We start from the raw sequence: 16,988 nt of genomic DNA on the forward strand, positions 1-16,988 counted from the left end.
ATTCTTAATTTTAAAATTATAAATATGCAATTAAAGACTATTGAAAAGCCGAAATTTACAGTGCAAGGTAATGTGCATTTGTGGTTCCCTAACTTATTTGAATTTAAAGGTGGCATTCAGGTTTATCTACAAGATTTTCTCCAAGCTCTACAAGACCAACTACCTAATTTGTCGGTTTCTGTTTTAGACAAGCTTGATAAAAATAAACCTATAGATAAATTCAACGCAGACAACTTATCTTTTACTTTTAGTGGACATCTATCTAGCTATTTACAAACAACCCACTTTGCTTTTAATTTAATTAAAAAAGCGTTGCTCAATCGTCCCAAAATTATTGTATGTGGACATTTAAATTTTGCTCCTGTAGCATTTTGCTTACATCAGTTAACAGGAATTCCTTATACAATCATTGTTTATGGTGTTGATGCATGGCAAATTCAGGATAAATGGAAAATCAAAGCGCTACATTCTGCTGAAAAAATTATTTCAATTAGTGGGTATACACGCGATCGCCTAATTGATGAGCAGCAACTACCTCCAAATAAGATTGAACTTTTACCTGTTACTTTTGATGTAGAAAATTTTCAGCTTGGCGCTAAACCAAGTTACTTGCTTGAGCGTTATAGTTTAAGCTCTAAACAGCCAGTTATTCTTACCGTTACCCGGTTAGCTAGTACTGATGGCTATAAAGGCTATGATCAAATTCTTCATGCTTTACCGGAAATTAAACGTCATCTTCCAGATGTTCACTACATTCTGGTTGGCAAAGGTGATGATCGCTCCCGAATTGAACAGTTAATTGCTCAACTTAACCTTCAAGACTGCGTTACATTAACCGGTTTTATACCCGATAGTGAAATCCGCGATCATTACAATCTTTGCGATGTCTTTGCTATGCCTAGCCGCGGAGAAGGTTTTGGAATTGTTTATCTGGAAGCACTAGCTTGTGGTAAACCGACTTTAGGTGGAAATCAGGATGGTGCTATTGACGCGCTTTGTCACGGTGAACTGGGAGCATTAGTTAATCCTAGTGATGTAGATGCGATCGCTCAAACTCTCATCCAAATTTTGCAAGGCACTTATCCAAATCCTTTAATATATCAACCAGAAGCTTTACGACAAAAAGTTATTGATACATTTGGATTTAAAAAATTCAAACAAACTGTTGCAGAAATTATGCAAAGTTTCCATATATAATTTTTTTCAATGCAAGTTAATTCTTCAAACGTTCAACAGCTAAAAACATCTATAAGTAATCCACGGGTAGGCCACGTAGTTGCAAGTATCAATGAAAATGTTGGTGGCACAGCTTTTTTTGTTACCAGCCTTGCATCAGCTATAAATAATCAAGGATTACCATCTAATATATTCACGCTTGATTATCAAGAAATTGGCAAGCAGATTGTAGCAGAGAATGTCAATATATACAGTTATCCTGCTACATTCTTAGCTAAGAATATGCGAGGATTTCATCCCCAAGCTAGTCATGCTTTATCGCAGTTAGCATCGGCTGAATTTGATTTGATTCACAATCATGGCTTGTGGATGTTTCCTAACCTTTATGCTCGGCAGGCTGCATTAAAAAATAACCTACCTTTAATCATTTCACCACATGGAATGCTAGAGTCTTGGTCTTTGACTCGTAGTAGGCTAAAAAAATTCTCAGCATGGTTACTATATGAGCAAAAAAATCTCAACAGTGCTACTATTTTTCATGCCACTTCCGACGAAGAAGTAAAGTCAATTCGCAATCTTGGTTTTCAGCAACCAATTGCTTTTATTCCTAGTGGTGTACATCTTGCTGATTGCGAAAGCCAACCTAGTAGAGAAGTATTAACACAATTATTCCCTGAACTTGCTGAAAAGAAATGGTTACTGTTTTTTTCTCGACTTCATCCTAAAAAAGGTATAGACAATTTACTCTACGTTTGGCAAAAATTAGTAGACCAATTTTTAGACTGGCATCTGATTATTGCTGGCCCCGACTTAATTGGATACCAAGAAAAGTTAGAACTACTAGTAGAGAAGTTGAATTTAAGACAACAGGTAACTTTTACGGGAATGCTCTCAGGGCAGGAGAAGTCCTGTGCGCTTAGTAATGCTGGCTTATTTGTTTTGCCAACCCATTCAGAAAATTTTGGTATTGCGATCGCAGAATCTTTAGCTTACGGTGTACCTGTGATTACTACTAAAGGCGCGCCTTGGCAGGACTTACAACACTATGGGTGCGGCTGGTGGATTGAGGATAACCAAGAAGCACTCAAGGTTGCTTTAGTGGAAGCAATGCAGATTTCTGCACAAGAACGAAAGGCAATGGGTTTAAAAGGGCAACACTTAATAGAAACTAAATACTCTTGGAATTCAATTGCAAAGGAGATGGCGAATGTTTATCGCTGGATTATTGGTGGTGGTGAACTTCCCAACTGTGTTCAACTTTATAACTCATAGAAAAGCATAACTATGATTATTAACATTGCTACAGGCCCTTGGCTACCTGTTCCTGCGGTGCAAGGAGGTGCTATCCCTCGACTTTGGCAAGGTTTAGCAGAAGAATTTGCTGCCAGAGGTCATGAGGTGAGGATTCTATGTCGTTCCTATCCTGGGCAGCCTCAAACAGAAGTAATTAATGGCGTGCAATACATTCGACGTGGGGGACTCCCACAAAGCACCAATATTATCCTGGATTTACTCAAAGACTTGTTTTATGGCTTGTTAACATTTCCTACATTACCTCCTGCTGATATTTTAGTTATTAATGACTTTTGGTTGCCTATATTTGCTGCTTTGCGTCCTAAAGCAGGCAAGGTTGTAATTAATGCCAATCGCTTCCCCAAGGGACAGTATTGGTTATATGCAAGAACTACTTTTTTTGCTGCTGCATCACGAGCTATCCAAGAAGCTATTGCTAAAGAATATCCTGCCGCTATACACAGAATGGGAATTATTCCTAACCCGATTGATACTCGTATATTCTCACCAAATACTCAACCAAAATTAGAACCTAAAGAAAAAGTCATTTTGTATGTAGGTAGGATTCATCCAGAAAAAGGAGTTCATCTTCTTTTAGATGCATTTTCAATTTTATCGCAGCAAATTTATACAGTAAAGTTGAGGATTGTTGGGCCTGTAAAAGAAAATCAAGGTGGTGGCGGAGAGGCATATTTGCGTACTCTTCGCTCTCAGGCTGAAGGTTTAAACGTTGAATTTATAGAACCTATTTTTGACGTATATAAATTAGCTCAAGCTTATCGGGAAGCCGATGTATTTTGCTACCCTTCACTGGCTGAAAAAGGTGAATCATTTGGAGTTGCACCATTAGAAGCAATGGCATCAGGTCTTATTCCAGTTGTTTCTGACTTAGCTTGTTTTCGAGATTTTGTTGAAGATGGGCAAACTGGGTACTTTTTTGATCATCGTAACCATAATGCTGCTGAAATTCTTGCAAAAACTTTACAATCAGCTATTGTTAATTGGCAAAAAACAACACAAATGAGTTCAAATGCTATTCAAAAATCTATAGCTTATAGCTATAAAAATATTGCTAAAGACTATCTATATAATTTTGATAAATTGATAGATTTAAAACATGATTAAAAACATAAATACTAATTTACTAATAACAAAAATTATGCTATATAAAAAAATTAAACAAAAAACAAAAATAATATTTATAAAGAATAAATGGCGACTGAGGAGCTTATTACCTGTAATAGAAAAATATAAACATGTTATAGTAATAATATACCAAATAATCGACAAATATGTAGTTTTTAAAAATAATAAATTTAAAGTTCCTAGAGGTTATATATATTCTACTTTCGAATATATAAACCAATCTCAAAATAATGATTTTTATATAAATATTTATGAGCAGGAGAAGATTAAAAGAAAGTTACCTATATGTATTGATGAAAAAGTAAAACAGGGCTTCAGTGAACATGCTGAGTCTATTTTACCGGAACAAAGAGTCTATCATTTACATAATGTTAGGTTTTGGGGGCATTATGGTGGTACTTTAATTACACCTTTAAATCAAGTATTAGCAGATATATCACCTGATATATGGGGTATTGAAAAACATACAATTTTTACAAAGTTTAGATTACCACGTTGCATTGAAATTAAAGGTAAAACTGTAATACTTTCAACCCCTGAAGCAGCATCAAACTACTGGCATTGGACTTTTGACCTATTGCCTAGATTTGATTTACTTTTGAAAAGTGGTGTAAAACTTGATTCTATAGACAATTTTATAATTAACCATACTAAGCAGCAGTACCAATTAGAATCTCTTAAAGAACTAGGAATTCCCGAAGAGAAAATTATTTGTTGTAATTCTAACTCACATTTTCATACTGAATATGCTATTATTCCTAATTTATGCCCCTCAGAAAATGGCGTTCATAGTTGGAAAAAAGATTTTTTAAAAAAATTAAATTTTAAGAAATTAGAAACTAAAAAATTGAGTAAGATATATATATCGCGTCAGCGTAGTCAACAAAGAAGATTTATCAATGAGAAAGAAATAGAAAGTATTATTACAAATCAAGGATTTTCAACAATTTATTTAGAAGATTACAGTATTGCCGAACAACGTACACTTTTTTATAATGCAGACTGTATTTTAGGAATACATGGAGCAGGTTTTAGTAACATAATTTTCTGTAAAGAAAACACAAAAATTATTGAAATATTTCCTCCAAACTATATTCAATACTATTACTGGTATATTGCAGATATGCTAAATTTAAATTACAGATTTATAGTTGCTAATAAGCAAGAACATACTAATAACGTAGATCGGATGATTGCGGAAGATATATTATTAGATGTATTTCAACTTAGTAAATATTTGGAGAAATTATAAAAATGTTAAATCTCTATAGGATGTCTAGCATAAGCAAGTACAAAAAAGTTCACGAATTCATGAGGTATATAACTGAAAATATATTGAAACTTTACAGTTTATTAGGAGGTATAGATTTAGGGCCACATCCATATCTTCAATTTGCTTTAGAAATTATTTTTGGTAATTATGAAAAAGAATATTGTGATTTATTACCGCAATTTCTGAAAGAAGGTGATTTGGTACTTGACGTTGGGGCTAATATTGGATATTTTTCTTTAAAGTTTTCCAAATATATAGGAGAGAATGGATATGTCATAGCTTTTGAACCAAATCCTGAGACTTTTTCAATCTTACAAAAAAATACTAAAAATAGAAAAAATGTAGAATGTTTAAACTTAGGATTGTCAGAAGAAAATGATTCTTTAAATTTGTTTGTTGCTAATAATAATATAAATACTGCTTCTTTTTTATCTGAATATCCAGCAGAACATTTACTTGAACATGAAAAATCAGTAGCCGATATAAAAAAATACAAAGTAGATTTAGTCAATGGTACATCTTTTTTGCATAAAAGGAAAATTAATAGTATTAATTTTCTAAAAATTGATGTTGAAGGATGGGAAATCAACGTGTTAAAGGGATTAGATGCTGTCATCAAATCTTCTCCTGGTTTAGTTATCTTCATTGAATTGAATATGCTCTCACAAGAAATGTCAGGTTATAAACCAGATGATTTATTCAAATATATTATTGGCCTGGGATTTCAGATATTTTACTTAAATGATAATTTGGTTCTTGATCAGCTTACCGAATCTAATTTTACTAAATTAAAAGATAAGCTTGGTCTTAGAGGTTTTACAACTTTAATTTGTCAAAAAAATAGAGTTATTGATGCTCAAAGAAGTTACTCCTCTTATACTCACATATAACGAATCGCTCAATATTGAGCGCACTTTGCAAAGTATCACTTGGGCAAAGAAAATAGTTGTAATTGATAGTTACAGCACAGATGAAACTTTAGAGATTTTACACTCCTATCCTCAAGTTAAGCTATCTCAGCGTAAATTTGATACCCATACTTCACAATGGAATTATGGTTTAGAGCAAGTTGAATCGGAATGGGTTCTTTCCCTTGATGCCGATTACATTGTTACGGATGAACTGATCGCAGAGATTAAAGAACTTTCGATAGATTCATCTATTGATGGTTACTTTGCACCGTTTAAATATTGCGTCTTTGGTAAACCACTGCATGGTACTTTGTTACCTCCCCGCCAGGTACTATTCCGAAAAGCTAAAGCCATTTATATTGACGATGGCCATACTCAATTGCTAGAGGTGAAAGGATCATCAAGTAAACTCTCTGGTTTCATTTACCATGACGATCGCAAACCTCTGAGCCGTTGGCTATGGGCACAGGATCGCTATATGGTGATTGAAGCTAAAAAGATATTAGAAACACCTAGCATTGAACTAAGCTTAGGCGATCGCATCCGCAAACAAAAAATCCTTGCTCCCATCATCATCCTATTTTATTGCCTCATCCTCAAAGGCGGTATTCTCGACGGTTGGCATGGTTTTTACTATGCATTCCAGCGGGTATTGGCGGAGATTCTGCTGGCAATTCATCTGATTGAAGCAGAGAAATTAAAAACATAATTCTGCTACAACTCCATCAGCTAATCAATAATTATTTTAGTGAAAAGGTTACATTGTCAATCCAAAAAGTTTTTGTGTTTTTGGTCTAGCAGATTTTATTCTAATGCTGCTGAGTATCATCTCCTTACAAATAGCGATCGCCTCTGTCCTCAACCATTTGTAAATGCGATCGCTGACCTAAAATATCATAATTAGTTAACTTTGTATAATATATTAAATCGACCCTGCTAGCGATCGCCTAAATTAAGATCATGACAGCCCTACAAGGTCACCCGGCAAATGCCCTACCCCCGATTACTTGGCAGAAACTACCTGCTGATTTTCCTTTGCCCGATGAACCTGTGGAAAGTAACCTGCAACCCCTACTAGCCGCCGCCCTGCGAGAATCCCTAGAGTTAGCAGGCTTGATTCTCGAATCAATGTTGATTACCTCTAATTTTGGTCTTTGTGCCACAGTTGCTGACAAAACTATCGTCAAAGCTCCCGATTGGGTTTACGTCCCGTCGGTTCATCCTCTACCTTCAGGAGAAATTCGCCGCAGCTACACCCCCCAAGCAGAAGGAGAAAAGCCTGCCCTAGTTATGGAGTTTATCTCTGCCACAGAGGGGGGCGAATACTCGATTAATCCTCACTATCCCTATGGCAAGTGGTACTTTTACGAACAGATTTTATCTATCCCCGTCTACGTAATTTTCCACCCTCAAATCGGAGTATTAGAAGTCTACTTCTTGGTGCAGGGTAAGTATCAACAACAACCCCCAGATGAAAACGGACGCTTTTGGATAGAAGCCTTGGGCTTATTTTTGGGCGTGTGGATGGGAAGAAAAGCAGAGTTAGAAAGCTATTGGCTACGCTGGTGGGATAAATCAGGAAATTTACTGCCTTGGGGAAGTGAATTAGTGGAGCAAGAACGCCAACGTGCTGAACAAGAACGTCAACGGGCCGAGCAAGAACGCCAACGGGCACAACAGGCAGAACAAAAAGCTGATAGATTAGCTCAAAGACTCCGAGCAATGGGGATTAATCCAGAAGAAATTTAGCGAAAATGCCCACAGGCTAGAAGCTTAGATCGGCAACTTAGTTTGTGTAGCCGCATCCTTCAGCAAAATTTGTGCAAAATTGAGATGCTCTTTTACAGAAGTTGACGCTTGATTGCCGACTCCATCAAGGAGGTGGGATGAACTTAATATATTTATCTTCTTATCTTGGTTTTGCTAACTGTTATCCTTATTAAAATAGCGATCGCATCCTACCAAAGCCCCTACGCCCAAGCTATCCTCACCCTTGGTGGCGATTCAGACCGAGAAAAATTCACTGCCCAATTTGCCCAAAAACATCCTAATCTAGACGTTTGGATTTTCAGTGGCTCACCTCTAAATAGAGCTTATACTATCTTTTATAACGCAGATATCCCAACTAGCCGCCTTCACCTCGACTACCGTGCTGTTGACACTGTTACTAACTTCGCTTCTCTAGTTGCAGAATTTAAACAACGCTGTATTCAGCATGTCTACTTAATTACCTCCGATTTTCATATGCCTAGAGCCAAAACCATTGCTATTCTTGTTTTTGGTAGCCAAGGCATAACCTTTACCTCTATCTCCACATCCTACGTGATATTGGGCGTTCCCTCTTCTGGATTGTCTCAGGAGGTACCGGAGCAAGCCTTAACCCTAAGCTTAACTAAGCAACTATAGCAATCCGATTTGATTTCTGAATCACTCGTAGAGGTAAGGGACTGGGGATTGGGGACTGGGGACTGGGAAGAAGGAATAAAGGTGTACTGAATTTTGTTCAAAAATCAAATATGAGTCCTATATATGCATTTAGATAACTATACCCTTGGCAGTTACACCCCAGGCGCACCCTACTGGAAGCAACTTTTGTGGCATTTCTTTGGATCACCTTTAGTTGAGAGTAGCTGGCTTCCCTTCTCAAAGATAAAAGTTTGGGTGCTTCGCAGTTTTGGAGCTAGCATTGGCAAAGGTGTTCGCATTAAAACAGGAGTGCGGGTCAAGTTTCCCTGGCGATTAACAGTTGGTAATTTTGTTTGGATTGGGGAAAATGCTTGGATTGATAACCTTGCGCCTGTAGTAATTGAAAGTCATGTTTGTCTGTCGCAAGGGGTGTATCTCTGCACTGGCAATCATGATTGGTATCATCCAGATTTTAGATTAATTCCTGCACCAATTCACATACATGAGAGTAGCTGGATTGCCGCTAAGTCGGTAATTGGGCCTGGAGTCACAGTCGGTCAAGGAGCAGTGTTGACCTTGGGTGGCGTGACTGGACGCTCATTAGAGCCAATGATAATTTATGCAGGTAACCCTGCTCAACCTATTAAGAACAGAGTTAGGGCAAAAGTAGAAGATGTTCTTCAGATCTCTGCACAAGATGAATTCATTCATGTCCGCCATGTTTTTGATACGGATCTGACTGAGGTGGATATCAGAGTGCGTACACCCAAAAACGACGAGCAGTTTGAATAGAAAGTTGATCACACTGTTCATCAATCAGATTTAAGCAATTTAGATATCCTAGACAATAACGAAACTTTTTCAATTAAATTTAATTAGGGCTTACGCAAGAACTCTCTGAAAACCTCTTTCCTTCGTGCCCTTCGTGTCCTTTGCGGTTCGTTTTTTCATAATTTTGCGTAAGTCCTGTTAATGATTAATTAGATTACTTCAGCAATAAAACTAAACAATTGTAATGTTAACTTTTTGAAGTTGTAACTGCTTTGTAAAGGATAATTGATAAGTGTTGTCAAAGCTACTTCTAGAGAGAGAGACTACAAATATCACGCACGCAATTATTCTTATGAATGCTATTTCTAACCTTCAATTCAAACGGGCAATTTGGCAACCTGCTATTTTATTGACTTTAGGCTTTTGGCTCAGTGCTAGCCTAATTTTGGATTGGGTAATTATGCCTAGTCTTTATGTTTCTGGCATGATGACCCAAGCTGGTTTTACTACAGCTGGCTATGTAATTTTTTGGAATTTTAATCGTGTAGAATTATTATCTGCTGCTGTAGTATTGACTGGTGTATTAGCTTTAAGCAAAACCCAATCTCACTGGCGTCTGAACGGAATTGTTTTATCTGTAATCCTGCTAGCTATAGCGCTGCTGGAAACCTATCTTTTAACTCCGCAAATGAGCGCTATCGGAGTTCATCTCAACGCATTTGATGTAGAGACTACTATTCCGGCAACAATGAATTTACTTCACGGCGGCTATTGGATATTAGAAGCAGCCAAGCTTATAGCGGGTGGTACACTTTTAAACTGGTACTGGCGACAGCAAGCTTAAGATTTAAATCTCATGCATAGATAAACACGGTGGGGGCACAACAATGTTTGGTTTGTGCGCCCACAAATTTTTGGTATTCCATACCTGGAAAACGGCTCTATTGATTTGAATATGTAACGTCAGGGATAATTAAGGGTTTCCAAGACTGGATAATTTATTTTTCGGTTAGTGCGTTGATTCAGAATCACTAAACAACAGCAGGCGTGCGGCAAGTATTGCAAATCCTAAAGCAGCGATCGCCTTTAACAAACGTGTAGGTAATAATTCTGCAACGGCTCCCCCTGCTAATGCTCCCAACAAACTAGTTAACAATAGGGCAGCCGCAGTACCAAAAAACACAGCACGCGGAGATTGGCTACGACCTGAAAGCGCGATCGCCGCTAACTGGCTTTTGTCACCTAATTCTGATAAAAAAACTGTAATAAAGCTCAGTCCTAAAAGATGCCAGTCCATGTGATTAAGGGGAGAGGGGACAAACAGAAAACAATTAAACGACTCTTAACCGTGAAATACATCCCAAAACAGCAGAAGGGAAATCACCAATAACATTACTCCTGATGATTTTTCTACGGTTTTTGGGCTGAGTCGGCTAGATATCCAACTTCCTAACAGTACGCCTAATAAGCTAGTGGTTATTAGTGCAGCCCCAGACCCCATAAATACTATCCAAGGTGCATGAGATTCTGCACTCATTAATAAGGTAGATAACTGAGTCTTATCTCCAATTTCAGCTAAAAAAATGGTGGCGAAAGTAGTACCGAAAACAACCGCTACTGATTGCTGCCTTTTAGGACTATCAATAATTTCAGGCTGAATCGGCTCAATAGTTGCAGTAGTTAAGTTAATACTGGTGATGTGTTGTGGTTCTGGCTGGCTTTCAGTCTGGTATTTGTCAGAAAGGCTTAATGGTGCAGAGTCAAGTTTCACAGGCAATAATTTTGTGACGAGGTTGTTTTCATATTTTTCTCATTTTCTCAGATTGTTGTAATAGATTGCAACTGTAGTAGTACTGCAATTCCGAACTAGACAAGTTTATGCTTGTCAGGCTAACGCTCCTAATCGAAGAGGACAAGGGGAAAGAAGATCGGGTTATCTTACAGACCAACAGCTTTATCGAAGCGGAGCATTTCTAGACTGCGATCGCCATAAACTCCTTCTATCTGTTGGCGACAGCAATCAATAGCAAAATCATCTAAATCTTCTGGCTCAATCCCATACATATCCTGAAATATCTCAGTTTCCACCCGACAGAAGCGAGGACGATTCGGGTAAATGCGGCATTCTCGTGTGGTATGGTCAAAATTCACACACCATCCCCCTTCGCCTACCATACTGAAATAAATTTCCAGTTCTGCGGCTGAGAGATACTCTTCTATGTCTGGACGCTCTGCTGGATCAAGATTACAGCAGGCTCCACATTGCTTTATACATTGCCAAGTTGCCATGATTAGGTACTGGGTATTGGGTATGCGGAAGACGCCCTCTCAGATTTTTCTGTGGTTTATCTGTGGTTTTATTTCAGGCACTTGACCGTCTACAACAAGTTTAGCTTGCAAATTCTAATACTTTTTAATCAAGTCAGCAAGAAATCAAACAGAGGTTAGCATTTCTAACCCTAAAGAATTTGATTGCAGATAAGAAGCCTTAATGCAATATTTTTTAAACTTGCGTTAATGACGAAAACAACACATAAAAAAAGGCATCTGCAAGAGATGCCCAAAATGCAGGAAAACCCCAGAAGGGTTGTCCTTACACCTTCCCAACAATCAGCAACAGTGGCTAATTTGAAATTAACCACACTCACAGACGTGAATACAGTAATTTTATTAACCAAAATATATAAATAACTTCAGTGTATGCACGTAAAAAATGTCATTTATATATTTTGTAAATGCCAAAATTCTCTGCTTGACTACTTTGAATTAGCTTGAAGCCTATAGTGTTGTTTGTTGCGATACACTACTCCACAAACAGCAGATAACATTAACCACGAAAGCGTATTTAACCGGAAATCGAATAAGGTAACATCAACAGTATTGAATAGCAACCAACCGAACAGAACCACGATATAACTAAAAAATATCAATCTGTCTTCTTGATCTATATATTTATATTTTGAGTTTCGTAGTAGTTGAATGGATGTCGTCAAAATCCAAGCGATTAAACTACAAAACAAAAGAGTACTCGGCAGACCAGTTTCAGCAGATAGCATCAAAAATAAGTTGTGGGGATGACCTAAGGAAATTTGCATCTTGGCTTCGTAGAGTGCGGTGAAGTTGCGTAAACCCCAACCAGTCCAAGGGTGCTGCTGAGTTAAAGACCAGGCAAACTCCCACTGGGTTTTTCGCATTAAGGCAACTGGTCTGTCGGGATACATATCATCATTTAACCGCGCCCAAAAGAAAGCAGGAACGAACTGACGAAAAAACTGCGCCACAGGTAAGGGAGCAAAAGCTGCCAAAAGCACCGTAGCAACGACACTAGCAACGCCGCCTACAAGAATCCGCCAACCTTGGTAAAATGCAAAAGCTAAACAAGCAAAAATTGCGATCGCCCATCCATTGCGTGAGTTAGTAAAAATCAGGGCAATGAAGTTGGCAATTCCGGTCACGGTCAGAAAGAGGAGGGGGATTGGGGATTGGGGATTAGGAATTAGGGATTGGGGACTGGGGATTGGGGATTGGGGGCTGGGGATTGGGGATTGGGGATTGGGGATTGGGGATTGGGGACTGGGGATTGGGGATTGGGGACTGGGGATTGGGGATTGGGAAATTGTCCTCATCCTTAACTGCCATTGTTCTAGCCACAATCCTAAGCCGAGGATGAAAACTATAACTAGATAAGCAGCTAGAGTGTTGGCGTGCATTAATATTGAAGCCATGCGACCTGGTGGTTGCCCTCCAGGTGCGATCGCCCACTCTAATACAACCCACAACAACGTAAAATTCAGACTCCAGCCCAAAAATAATTGCCCCAAGCCTAGAATTACTATTGGTACGGAACCGATTACCAAAATCCAAGCCAGTTGACGCAATTGTGCAATTGTCTGAATTAGGGCGCTAAGCCCAGCAAAAACAATAAAGTATGGTAAGAAATTGAATAAACCGATAAAAGCTGGTGTTTTGTCATAGGCAAACGCAGCTGTAATTATGAGTAATACGCTAAGAAGCGCAAATCCCCAGTTGAGGGGGCGGCGGACAATGGTGCGGTATTGTCGCTGCCAAGTAATTAAAGATGCCAAAACTATACATACAGCCCCTAAAAAGGGACTCAATGGGAAGACTAGTAGCCCCCATTGAGTTAAATTCCAAGGGAATTGCAAAGCAGAATTGGGATGGTAATAAGCCTTTTTCAAGCTGGCTCCCAACATTCAGCACGGGTGAGACGAATTTGAGCTAAGGCAAAAATGGTAGGAATGATTCTACCGTAGTTAGTGGCGATCGCTCTCCATCCCAAGTCAGCAAAAAACCAAGTCCACATCACTGGCCCAATAAAAGCAAAAACACTACGAACTGCGCCATAACGAGCTGCACTCATAGTCATACCCCGCCGTGCCATTTGCAACACTATATAGTTTTGAAACTGAGTTGTAGCAACTGCTGAACCTTGAATGGCAGTTTGTTTGGCTACTTGATAGGTAGCAAAATGCATAGCAAATTGACGGGCGATTTGTTTAAGCACAAATGGCTGGATTACAGAAGTGACCGCCAAGGCACTACCGCCTTTGAAAATTAATCCTAAAGGATCGCGCTGCAATAAAATTGGTAGCGGTTCTTGTCCTTCTGATTTGATCAACTGACGCTGCACTCGCACAGTTAACTTTTGTTTCTCGTCTTCTGGCAGTTTTTTCCACACATGACCTAATAGATGCAAAAATACCTCTGCTTCTAAATCAACCGTTGCCAGCTGACTAGAATAAGGAATTTTTAAATACTTACATACTTGAACTAGCGCTTGTCGGTAAGTTACTTGGTTGGTGCGTCCCCGTAAAACCGTCATTCCATCTGCTGCCAAAAAGCGGAAACGATTCTCCAGTGTATCTAGCCAAGCTTTGCGGTCTTGGCTTTGGACTTCAATCGGTTCAGGTGTCTGAACATAGTCTAAGGGATTGAACTTACGACTAAACAGAATTGCCGTTAAGTCTTGCAGTTCTTCTTCGGTTGCCATCTCTAACGCCGCCCTCAGTTCATCCAATTTCCGTTCCTCCCTTCCATGCTGCTGTACCTTATTCTACTATTAGCTTTCAGCAGTCATTGAGTAGTCCTTTTGTCTTGTGTCATTTGATAATAACCAATGACCAATGACTAAGGACTATTAATTCATGATTGATGTTGCAATAATTGGTGCGGGCATGGCTGGTTTAGCCTGCGCCCAGCAATTAAGCCAAGCGGGATATTCGGTGTTAGTTGTGGAAAAGTCCCGCGGTTTAGGGGGAAGAGTTGCCACACGCCGCTTGCATGGAACTTGCGCGGATCATGGGGCTTGTTATCTCAAACCCAAGGGTGAATTGCTGGGACGTTTTGTGGAGTTACTATGCGATCGCCCTTTAGGGCGCTGCGCTCCGCGCAATCGCCATCTACTAGAAATCTGGACGGATACAGTTTATGAACTGACAGCAGATGCTTCTATATCTCAACCTCAAAGCCGTAGCCCTCGATATGTCGCACCTCAGGGAATGAGTACTGTTGCTAAATTTCTCGCCCAAGGTTTGGATATATTGCTGAATCAGCGTGTCATCGCCGTTACCCCAACTCCCGAAAATAGTTGGCGACTCAATCTTGAATCTAGTAATGAAGAATTAACTGCTAAAACTTTAGTTTTCGCTATTCCCGCGCCCCAAGCTTTGGCACTGTTAGCACCCTTGAGTGACAGGGTTTTAGATGCAGTTTTTCTTGATAATCTGCGTTCTATAGAATTTTATCCCTCTATCAGTGTAATTGCCGGATATGCACCTACGTGCAAACCATTACCGCAATGGAAAGCTTTGAATTTTATAAATAATGCTGACTTGGCATGGATTGGTTTGGATAGCAGTAAGCGTCTCAATCCTCAGCAACCACATTTTGTAGTGCAAAGTAGCGCTGATTTTGCTCAACTTCACCTAGAATCCCTAGATTTACAACCAGCTGGACAGTATATGTTGCAGCGTGCAGCCCAACTTTTGGTACTTCCCTGGCTAGAAAATCCTGAGTGGATGCAAGTACATCGCTGGCGTTATGCCTTTCCTAAGACTTTTTGGTACGAAGCTGTTTTATCTACTACAACTCCTTTACCCTTAATTTGTTGCGGTGATTGGTGCGGTGGCAATCTTATAGAAGGTGCGATGCTTTCTGGAATAGCTGCTGCTGTTGAAATTAATCATCATCTACAGCATTTACCGCTACCGAATGTTAATAATCTTTTAACTTCTTTGATACTTTAAATTTGTGTGACATAGGCTGATTGCCCAGTATAGTAGGTTGCTATAATTACGGCTGTGAATTTACATACTAAACAATCAGTTCTTTACATTAGATAGTATATTTACTGTCAAATGAGGTGGCGATCGCTGGTGGTTACTTTAATAAGTAATGTAAACAATACTGTCAATTCAAATTTCCTGAAGATTTAACCAGAATTCATCTTAGTTCCGAGCGGCAAAATTGATCCCTAATATTATATGATGCGTTTTGTGTAGTTTTTAACCAAAATTACATAATTTTGGAATAATTGTCATCGTATCGATAGAATATCAGTACTTTACCAAACCTTTACATACTGATTTCCGAGGTTATACTGTGAAAAAATATCAGGCTTAACTAAAAACAGCAGAGCTTGATGTTTATTGTCGTACAAATTAAAAATTTAGATTCAGCGCTAGAGCATCCTTTCACTTCAATCAATTCCAACTGATTGTCATAACTACATTGCCTGCAAGTGAACTTTCTCTGCATGGCTGATTAGCTGAATAACAAAAGGAGATAAACAATTTATGAAAACAGTAGTCAAATTAACACAACAAACGGTGTTAGGAGAAATTGAAAGTGTTTTGGATACATATCCATATCATCCTTACCAACAAGCCTTTGCAATTCCTGACTTGCGCCAAGAATTAATTGCATTCGTCCTCAACCGTATTCCCTGCCTTGATTACACGATGTTTGCTGGACAAAATCTGCTTTTTGAAGCTGATAAAGAGTGCTTGCTCAACTATAAATTACCTCGTGGCCCTTTGGAGCAGCAACTACATTTACAAAATTTGATTCATCAAGGAATTTCCTCTATCTTTCAAGATAAGTCAGATTGGATCAGCCATCACCTTTGTGAAACAGTTCAACCTGGCTTGGAACCGTCTCACTGGTTTGGCTGAATTATGGCTACGAATGAGAAGTTAAAAAACTCCTCACTGTTAACTATTAACTTTTAGGGGATCGTGTCCCCAATTCATCAACGAGTAGCGCCAGCGCGTATGTTCAACATCGCCTTGAGGCTGCTGTGCTGAGTGGCGATGGATGTAGCTGACAACTTTTTTCATGTGCGATAAATCATCATCGGTGTAGTCATCTTTGTTCTTATTCAACAAATTGATGATTCGCTTACCAGATTTATGCCCAATAGATTCGTCATCACCTTCTTTTTGTCCAACTGATAGAGAGTCCTCTGTTTTTAACCAAGATTCTAATTCTTTTGGTGTCATATTAACTGAGGAATGAAACTCATCTATCACTGATTTAACATCTTTACTCATAACGTTATATTACTCTTCAATTTTATCCAGAGCATCAGGTTTATGGGCGGCTTCTTTGCCAGATTTGTCGCTTTTCACCAAGTACTCTGGATTCTCTTTTGAGGCGGCAACATGATGTCCTTTAATCTCTGTAGGTGAAGTTAATTTTTTTTCTACTTCACCAGTGGTTTCACCTTGTGCTGTATTCCACTTCACCTTGTCACCTTTCTTCAAATCTTCAGTCATGGGTGTTCCTTCTTGTTGTTTTATACCTGCCCATTATGTTAAGGGTGCAAGAGTAATTAATCAGTCAAGGGATAGAAAAAGTGTTAAAGGAAGTGTGGGGTGAGTTGGAAATGGGTGTGCAAGTATATAAAAGGACAGAGTGAGATTGCGATCGCAATGTGTCGCTATACCATCCACGCTAACAGCGATGGGGTGATCATCCTCCGACTGAATTGA

General features: G+C 38.9%; 17 protein-coding genes and 2 pseudogenes. 12 read left to right on the plus strand and 7 right to left on the minus strand.

All coding sequences use genetic code 11. From position 1 onward, the window contains the following. Positions 1 to 24 precede the first annotated feature (24 nt). The 10 genes and pseudogenes from AC5JL8_RS20245 (at position 25) to AC5JL8_RS20290 (ending at position 9,820) form a co-directional block, all read left to right on the plus strand. Entirely contained in the window at positions 25 to 1,197 is a 1,173-nt protein-coding gene (locus AC5JL8_RS20245) for a glycosyltransferase (RefSeq protein WP_495881470.1), read from the plus strand. Between the two features lie 9 nt (positions 1,198 to 1,206). Beyond that, on the plus strand, positions 1,207 to 2,448 hold the full coding sequence (locus tag AC5JL8_RS20250; RefSeq protein WP_495881471.1) for a glycosyltransferase: 1,242 nt from the start codon (positions 1,207 to 1,209) through the stop codon (positions 2,446 to 2,448). A gap of 12 nt (positions 2,449 to 2,460) precedes the next feature. After that, on the plus strand, positions 2,461 to 3,594 hold the full coding sequence (locus tag AC5JL8_RS20255) for a glycosyltransferase family 4 protein (RefSeq protein WP_495881472.1): 1,134 nt from the start codon (positions 2,461 to 2,463) through the stop codon (positions 3,592 to 3,594). Beyond that, a complete protein-coding gene (locus AC5JL8_RS20260) occupies positions 3,587 to 4,867 on the plus strand; it encodes a glycosyltransferase family 61 protein (RefSeq protein WP_495881473.1) in 1,281 nt (426 codons plus the stop codon). Before AC5JL8_RS20255 ends, AC5JL8_RS20260 begins: the two co-directional genes overlap by 8 nt. 20 nt (positions 4,868 to 4,887) lie before the next feature. Beyond that, entirely contained in the window at positions 4,888 to 5,778 is an 891-nt protein-coding gene (locus tag AC5JL8_RS20265; RefSeq protein ID WP_495881683.1) for an FkbM family methyltransferase, read from the plus strand. Next, positions 5,741 to 6,508 (plus strand): glycosyltransferase family 2 protein, encoded by a 768-nt coding sequence (locus AC5JL8_RS20270; protein WP_495881474.1) that lies wholly within the window; start codon positions 5,741 to 5,743, stop codon positions 6,506 to 6,508. The genes AC5JL8_RS20265 and AC5JL8_RS20270 overlap by 38 nt, the downstream gene beginning before the upstream one ends. A 251-nt stretch (positions 6,509 to 6,759) precedes the next feature. Then, positions 6,760 to 7,548 carry a Uma2 family endonuclease gene (locus tag AC5JL8_RS20275; RefSeq protein WP_495881475.1) on the plus strand — a complete coding sequence of 263 codons (789 nt, stop codon included), beginning with the start codon at positions 6,760 to 6,762 and terminating at the stop codon, positions 7,546 to 7,548. A gap of 150 nt (positions 7,549 to 7,698) precedes the next feature. After that, positions 7,699 to 8,195: pseudogene (locus tag AC5JL8_RS20280) on the plus strand (YdcF family protein). A gap of 133 nt (positions 8,196 to 8,328) precedes the next feature. Next, positions 8,329 to 8,859, plus strand: a pseudogene (locus AC5JL8_RS20285) (WcaF family extracellular polysaccharide biosynthesis acetyltransferase); the annotation flags it as partial. Positions 8,860 to 9,328: 469 nt separating this feature from the next. After that, positions 9,329 to 9,820 carry a hypothetical protein gene (locus AC5JL8_RS20290; RefSeq protein ID WP_495881476.1) on the plus strand — a complete coding sequence of 164 codons (492 nt, stop codon included), beginning with the start codon at positions 9,329 to 9,331 and terminating at the stop codon, positions 9,818 to 9,820. A 165-nt stretch (positions 9,821 to 9,985) separates the two neighbouring features. On the opposite strand, the gene AC5JL8_RS20295 is transcribed toward AC5JL8_RS20290, so the two are convergent. The 5 genes from AC5JL8_RS20295 to AC5JL8_RS20315 form a co-directional block, all read right to left on the minus strand. Continuing rightward, positions 9,986 to 10,273 (minus strand): TMEM165/GDT1 family protein, encoded by a 288-nt coding sequence (locus AC5JL8_RS20295; protein WP_495881477.1) that lies wholly within the window; start codon positions 10,271 to 10,273, stop codon positions 9,986 to 9,988. A gap of 45 nt (positions 10,274 to 10,318) precedes the next feature. Continuing rightward, positions 10,319 to 10,747 carry a TMEM165/GDT1 family protein gene (locus AC5JL8_RS20300; protein ID WP_495881478.1) on the minus strand — a complete coding sequence of 143 codons (429 nt, stop codon included), beginning with the start codon at positions 10,745 to 10,747 and terminating at the stop codon, positions 10,319 to 10,321. Between the two features lie 167 nt (positions 10,748 to 10,914). Then, positions 10,915 to 11,265: a YkgJ family cysteine cluster protein gene (locus AC5JL8_RS20305; protein ID WP_495881479.1), complete on the minus strand. Its 351-nt coding sequence runs from the start codon at positions 11,263 to 11,265 to the stop codon at positions 10,915 to 10,917. A 467-nt stretch (positions 11,266 to 11,732) separates the two neighbouring features. Then, positions 11,733 to 13,190: an O-antigen ligase family protein gene (locus AC5JL8_RS20310; protein WP_495881480.1), complete on the minus strand. Its 1,458-nt coding sequence runs from the start codon at positions 13,188 to 13,190 to the stop codon at positions 11,733 to 11,735. Then, entirely contained in the window at positions 13,172 to 14,014 is an 843-nt protein-coding gene (locus AC5JL8_RS20315; RefSeq protein WP_495881481.1) for a YaaW family protein, read from the minus strand. Before AC5JL8_RS20315 ends, AC5JL8_RS20310 begins: the two co-directional genes overlap by 19 nt. 127 nt (positions 14,015 to 14,141) lie before the next feature. Here AC5JL8_RS20315 and AC5JL8_RS20320 point away from each other — a divergent pair, with 127 nt between their 5' ends. Continuing rightward, the gene (locus tag AC5JL8_RS20320; protein ID WP_495881482.1) at positions 14,142 to 15,242 is read left to right on the plus strand and encodes an NAD(P)/FAD-dependent oxidoreductase; all 1,101 of its coding nucleotides are present in this window, start codon (positions 14,142 to 14,144) and stop codon (positions 15,240 to 15,242) included. A gap of 549 nt (positions 15,243 to 15,791) precedes the next feature. Beyond that, positions 15,792 to 16,169: a hypothetical protein gene (locus AC5JL8_RS20325; protein ID WP_495881483.1), complete on the plus strand. Its 378-nt coding sequence runs from the start codon at positions 15,792 to 15,794 to the stop codon at positions 16,167 to 16,169. Between the two features lie 39 nt (positions 16,170 to 16,208). On the opposite strand, the gene AC5JL8_RS20330 is transcribed toward AC5JL8_RS20325, so the two are convergent. After that, complete coding sequence (locus tag AC5JL8_RS20330; RefSeq protein ID WP_495881484.1) at positions 16,209 to 16,547, minus strand: DUF3140 domain-containing protein; 339 nt, start codon at positions 16,545 to 16,547, stop codon at positions 16,209 to 16,211. Positions 16,548 to 16,556: 9 nt separating this feature from the next. Beyond that, positions 16,557 to 16,772: a hypervirulence associated TUDOR domain-containing protein gene (locus AC5JL8_RS20335; protein WP_495881485.1), complete on the minus strand. Its 216-nt coding sequence runs from the start codon at positions 16,770 to 16,772 to the stop codon at positions 16,557 to 16,559. Positions 16,773 to 16,988 lie beyond the last annotated feature (216 nt).

It is taken from the genome of Mojavia sp. (assembly GCF_059505145.1).

Excerpts from the sequence above, each read along its gene's own strand:
- AC5JL8_RS20245 (WP_495881470.1), top strand. The coding sequence starts at position 25 with ATGCAATTAAAGACTATTGAAAAGCCGAAATTTACAGTGCAAGGTAAT.
- AC5JL8_RS20250 (WP_495881471.1), top strand. The coding sequence starts at position 1,207 with ATGCAAGTTAATTCTTCAAACGTTCAACAGCTAAAAACATCTATAAGT.
- AC5JL8_RS20255 (WP_495881472.1), top strand. The coding sequence starts at position 2,461 with ATGATTATTAACATTGCTACAGGCCCTTGGCTACCTGTTCCTGCGGTG.
- AC5JL8_RS20260 (WP_495881473.1), top strand. The coding sequence starts at position 3,587 with ATGATTAAAAACATAAATACTAATTTACTAATAACAAAAATTATGCTA.
- AC5JL8_RS20265 (WP_495881683.1), top strand. The coding sequence starts at position 4,888 with ATGTCTAGCATAAGCAAGTACAAAAAAGTTCACGAATTCATGAGGTAT.
- AC5JL8_RS20270 (WP_495881474.1), top strand. The coding sequence starts at position 5,741 with ATGCTCAAAGAAGTTACTCCTCTTATACTCACATATAACGAATCGCTC.
- AC5JL8_RS20275 (WP_495881475.1), top strand. The coding sequence starts at position 6,760 with ATGACAGCCCTACAAGGTCACCCGGCAAATGCCCTACCCCCGATTACT.
- AC5JL8_RS20290 (WP_495881476.1), top strand. The coding sequence starts at position 9,329 with ATGAATGCTATTTCTAACCTTCAATTCAAACGGGCAATTTGGCAACCT.
- AC5JL8_RS20295 (WP_495881477.1), bottom strand. The coding sequence starts at position 10,273 with ATGGACTGGCATCTTTTAGGACTGAGCTTTATTACAGTTTTTTTATCA.
- AC5JL8_RS20305 (WP_495881479.1), bottom strand. The coding sequence starts at position 11,265 with ATGGCAACTTGGCAATGTATAAAGCAATGTGGAGCCTGCTGTAATCTT.
- AC5JL8_RS20310 (WP_495881480.1), bottom strand. The coding sequence starts at position 13,190 with ATGTTGGGAGCCAGCTTGAAAAAGGCTTATTACCATCCCAATTCTGCT.
- AC5JL8_RS20320 (WP_495881482.1), top strand. The coding sequence starts at position 14,142 with ATGATTGATGTTGCAATAATTGGTGCGGGCATGGCTGGTTTAGCCTGC.
- AC5JL8_RS20325 (WP_495881483.1), top strand. The coding sequence starts at position 15,792 with ATGAAAACAGTAGTCAAATTAACACAACAAACGGTGTTAGGAGAAATT.
- AC5JL8_RS20330 (WP_495881484.1), bottom strand. The coding sequence starts at position 16,547 with ATGAGTAAAGATGTTAAATCAGTGATAGATGAGTTTCATTCCTCAGTT.
- AC5JL8_RS20335 (WP_495881485.1), bottom strand. The coding sequence starts at position 16,772 with ATGACTGAAGATTTGAAGAAAGGTGACAAGGTGAAGTGGAATACAGCA.